The organism is uncultured Nostoc sp., assembly GCF_964245445.1.
Lineage (GTDB): Bacteria > Cyanobacteriota > Cyanobacteriia > Cyanobacteriales > Nostocaceae > Nostoc.
Map to the genome: position 1 here is coordinate 1 of NZ_CAXTNE010000421.1, position 4731 is coordinate 4731.

Annotated in this window: 4 protein-coding genes and 1 pseudogene; 1 reads left to right on the forward strand and 4 read right to left on the reverse strand. The window is 40.8% G+C overall.

What is annotated here, in order from left to right:
• The 4 genes and pseudogenes from ACFE90_RS36430 to ACFE90_RS36445 form a co-directional block, all read right to left on the reverse strand.
• Positions 1-181 (reverse strand): annotated as a pseudogene (locus ACFE90_RS36430) (hypothetical protein); the annotation flags it as partial.
• A 46-nt stretch (positions 182-227) separates the two neighbouring features.
• The gene (locus ACFE90_RS36435) at positions 228-428 is read right to left on the reverse strand and encodes an aldo/keto reductase (RefSeq protein ID WP_375507114.1); all 201 of its coding nucleotides are present in this window, start codon (positions 426-428) and stop codon (positions 228-230) included.
• A gap of 297 nt (positions 429-725) precedes the next feature.
• Entirely contained in the window at positions 726-1850 is a 1125-nt protein-coding gene (gene wecB / locus ACFE90_RS36440; protein WP_375507111.1) for a non-hydrolyzing UDP-N-acetylglucosamine 2-epimerase, read from the reverse strand.
• Between the two features lie 387 nt (positions 1851-2237).
• The gene (locus ACFE90_RS36445) at positions 2238-2612 is read right to left on the reverse strand and encodes a hypothetical protein (RefSeq protein WP_375507112.1); all 375 of its coding nucleotides are present in this window, start codon (positions 2610-2612) and stop codon (positions 2238-2240) included.
• Between the two features lie 737 nt (positions 2613-3349).
• On the opposite strand from ACFE90_RS36445, the gene ACFE90_RS36450 reads away from it, so the two are divergent.
• On the forward strand, positions 3350-4624 hold the full coding sequence (locus ACFE90_RS36450; RefSeq protein ID WP_375507113.1) for a type IV pilus twitching motility protein PilT: 1275 nt from the start codon (positions 3350-3352) through the stop codon (positions 4622-4624).
• Positions 4625-4731 lie beyond the last annotated feature (107 nt).

Below are 4731 nucleotides of genomic sequence, written 5' to 3' on the forward strand. Positions count from 1 at the left end.
GCCCCCTGCCCCCTGCCTCTATAGCGATGGTATATTTTTTTATTTGGAAGTCCCTCAGTTCAGGGTCGGTTACTTTCAGAGTCGATTCGTAGTTTGGAAAAAGTTCCTCATGGTTTTTATGTGCCGCTTCACTTATCCTCACAGAGGTTTGAGTTCCGTCCTTCTGTGGTGTATTTGTCATCCGCACCTCCTTCTTTGAGTCACAGTTTTCTGTCCGGCGATTTCGTCTACAATCCCGTTCGCTTTTCCAACTCTTCTGGATAGCGATCGCCTTCCACTGTAATTTGTGCCAATGCCTCGTCGATGCTTTTCAATTCGTCCTGCGTCAGCTCGATGTTTGCTGCCGCAATGTTTTCTTCCAGGCGGCTCAATTTAGTTGTGCCAGGAATGGGCACAATCCACGGTTTTTGCGCCAGCAGAAACGGGATGAATACGACCTACTTGTAGTAATCGATTATCTTTTCGGTAGTTTTTGAGTTGTCGTTGTGAGGGACAATAACTCTACTACAGAGCGCCCTCTCTCTTCAGCATCTTATTTTGGCTAAGGTATTGTAGATTCTACTATTTTCTTGTGGGATGGAGATAAATCATTCATCCCACGCTCGGCTATCCCCTGATAGGTGGGGCTTTTTGCTGTTTAAGCTTAAAAAAATCGGCAGAAAAGCCGATTTTATGCAGCCTGAAAAACAGAAATTTTGCATTTTGTTTAATCTAAGTTCCTAAGTTTATGTTTCTGATGAAAGACCCAGGTAATTTTGTACAATCTGCAAAATACGCTCTGCTGCATGACCATCCCCAAAGGGATTAATTGCATTTGCCATTGCTTCATAAGCATCTGGATCGCTAAGTAATTCAGCAGCATTTGCAAAAATGTTCTCACTCGTAGTGCCTACAAGTTTGGCTGTACCAGCTGCAACAGCTTCTGGTCTTTCGGTGGTGTCTCTTAAAACTAGTACTGGTTTTCCCAAGCTGGGGGCTTCTTCTTGCAAACCACCAGAGTCAGTGAGCAAAAGATGTGATCGCCCAATTGCACCCACCAATTCCCCATAATCTAGAGGATCTGTCAAGAAAATTCGGGGATGATTCCCTAAAAGTTCTTGTAACGGAACTCGCACTGTCGGATTGCGGTGTAACGGTAAGAGCATTGCTGTATCAGGAAACTTGTCTAAGATTTGTAAAAAGCCTTGAGCGATCGCTAACAGAGGTTCTCCCCAATTCTCCCGACGATGAACTGTTGCTAACATAACGCGGTATGAATCCCAGTCTAAGCCTGGTATATTACAAACTGCTTGGGTTGCAGCTATATTCAACAGCGCATCAATTACCGTGTTACCCGTCATGTGAATTTCACCCAAAACACCAGAACGGTGTAAATTTTCCACAGCCCAAGGAGTTGGTGCAAAGTGCAACTGAGTAATTTGAGAAATCAACCGTCGATTAGCTTCTTCTGGGTAAGGATTGAAGATATCATCAGTTCTTAAACCTGCTTCTACATGACCAATAGGGATTTTTTGATAAAAAGCTGCCAAAGCTGCGGCAAAAGCTGTAGTAGTGTCTCCCTGCACCACTATTAAATCTGGTTTTTTCTCTTTAAATAACGCCTCTAACCCTTGTAAACTACGGCAGGTAATATCATTTAGAGATTGTTGAACCTGCATAATTTCCAAGTCATAATCTGCCTTAATATTGAACAGCTGCATAACTTGCTCAACCATCTCTCGATGCTGTCCAGTTAGAATTACTTGCGACTCAAAACTTGAAGACTTTTGGAAAACCTGAATCACAGGAGCTAGTTTAATTGCTTCTGGACGAGTACCCAAAATAATGCAAACACGTTTTTGATTAGTCATTAGTCATTAGTCATCTGTTATTTGCCAATGGTTATAGTCAATGGTGTATGGTCAATAGTCAATAGTTAGCGCTCAATCATCACACAAACTATAAATATAAGTAAGTCAACGTAAATAATTATCGTTGGGATAAAGCAGAACGAAAAACAGTTTGAGCCTTGTTTACTTTTCTTCACACAGTTTGTTTTTATTGTGCCGACTTCCTTAAAAGGATAAATCACACAACACAATAAGCATAAAAAAACCCGGCTTAATCGGGTAGATGCATTGTTTATCAAATTTATCTATAATGACCAGACCTTGATCTCACAAGTAAAATCACAAACAGCATGAAAAAACCCGGCTAAACCGGGCAGACGCACTGTTTGTCTTATTCACCTGTAATGACTACATTTTAATCTCACAAGTTAAAGGGCAAGCAGCGTAAACAGTAGTCTGCATTTGGTCTGCCTCTCCATGCAGCCAGCTTAACCATTTAATTTCACTTGGATGAACTCCTTTAAGAGTTAGTACACCCGCAGCCAATACAACTGCCATGACATTAAACATTATTAAAGCGCCTGCTACAAGCAAAACAGCACTAACAGGCATTACAGATTGTAAGATGATCGACAACAGACATCCGACCGTAGCCATCAAGACAACTAGTGGAAAACCGACAACCAACAAACATACTGCTAATGTAAAAGTCCATATTAAAAAGCTTTTAATCATCAACAAGGAGTAGGTCTTTCCTAGATTAGAGCTTTGAGCAGAAACCATGACTTTTCCTCCCAAAAATACACAACGAATTTTAATTTTCAGTCATATCTCGCTTTTGGCGAGTAAACTGATTTTGTTTCTCTACGTGAAATTCAGTATATAAAAACTAATTAGGAAAATGAGCATTTGTTTACTAAAGTTTACAGTTAATTTTTTGTAATTATGAATTAAAAGTCAACGTTTATATCTATGTCAAACAACTTGTTTTATGCATCTGCCTTCAGATATATAAGCTAAAAGGTATGAGCTTTTAACCTTGATCCCCAGCATATTACTCCTATTTTACTTAACATTTCTTATAAAAATTAGTATTGGTTCTCATAATTCATAGATGGGCTGAATAAATGATCTGCTAATGTTTATGCTGTTAATTGCTGGCAATTCGTGTCCATGCGTAGGATAAATTTCTCATTTAAGGGGTGAGAATATTTATGTTTTATTAAACGTATTATAAATTACTAAATAATCTCTGTATTTTTTCTGAAGGAGTTTGAGTCCTTCCGTGTGTTAAACCAGTGTAGATAAGTTAAATAATTTGTCTAAATAATTTGATTAGTGGAATTTCAGGAAAAAAAGATACAAATTGAGGTGGATGAAATGGATTGAACATGGTTCTAGAGTTTCAATCGCCTCCCATTACCACTAAAGCTCGCATGCAAGCACTCTTCAAAATTCATCGAAGTAAGTGACTTCACTTCTCGTTAATTCAACTTTTTAACTACCAAATGTGAAGATATATGACACAATCACAGTCTCCATCAAATTCTAACTTTGCTGCCGGACGTAACCTGCCACCAATGCCGCCGCCACCACCGCCAACCTCTAGTACCCAGAGGCAGATGACACAAACATTGGATATGTCAGATAGAAGTAGCAACGCGCCTGTTGCAGGTCATCGTCCGGTTAGTCCACCGCCAATACCTAGTTCAGTTCCTCCTAAAAACAGCAGTCTACAACTGACTTTAGCGAAGTTAATCAGAGAAGCTTTTGATCAGGGATATTCTGACATTCACTTGGGTGTAGGTGAAGTACCCCGCTTCCGCAGCCGAGGAGAAATTCAACCAACGGATTATCCAGAAACAGATAAAGAAGCTTTTATGAGTTGGTTACGGGAGGTGATGAGTGAAGGGGAAATTCAGCGCTTTGAAGAACACTTGGAATTTGACGGGGCAACTCAATATGACTTTGCTCGCGTGCGGATTAATGTTTTTGGCTCCCTTAAAGGGCCTGCGATGGTATTGCGGTTGATTCCGCTAAAAATCTTAACTATGGAACAGTTGAGATTACCCCCAGTTTTTCGGGATATTTGCCATCATCACAAAGGTTTAATTTTAGTGACTGGACCCACTGGCTCTGGTAAGTCCACGACAATGGCGGCGATGGTTGACTACATCAATAAGGAGATGGCCAAGCATATCATCACCATTGAAGACCCGATAGAATTTATCCATCAAAGCCGCAAGTCTTTAGTCAAACAACGGGAAGTGGGAATGCATACCCGGAAATTTGACAACGCTTTGAAAGCAGCTTTACGGGAAGATCCAGATTTGATTCTGGTGGGGGAAATGCGGGATAAGGAAACAGTTAACACCGCTCTAAAAGCCGCTCAGACTGGTCACTTAGTTATGGGAACCCTGCACACCAATAGCGCTGTCAAAACCATTGAGCGGATTCTCAATCTCTACTCTGGTGATGAACAGGATGCAATGCGGGTGGCAATTTCTGAGTCTTTAGTGGCAGTAATTGCCCAAGGGTTATGCCGCACAACTGACGGGAAGCGGGCTGCTTTCCACGATGTCTTGATTAACACTGAAGCAATTAAAGAATGGATCAAAGATGGTAAATATGATGAAATTGGCGAGTTGATGAAACAAGCTGGCTTTGACGGCATGATTACGATGAATCAGTCGTTGCTCAATCTCTATCAAGACGGTCGGATTACTGAAGAGACTGCTTTAGAAATGTCACCAACTCCTAACGAAATGGCACAGTTTCTCCGAGGTCGAGTTTAAGATTGGGCAATTCAATTTTGGATTTTGGATTGACGATTTTGGATTAAATTTTAATCTAAAATCCAAAATCTAAAATCCTTGCTTCCCCTGCTTCCCCTGCTCCTCCA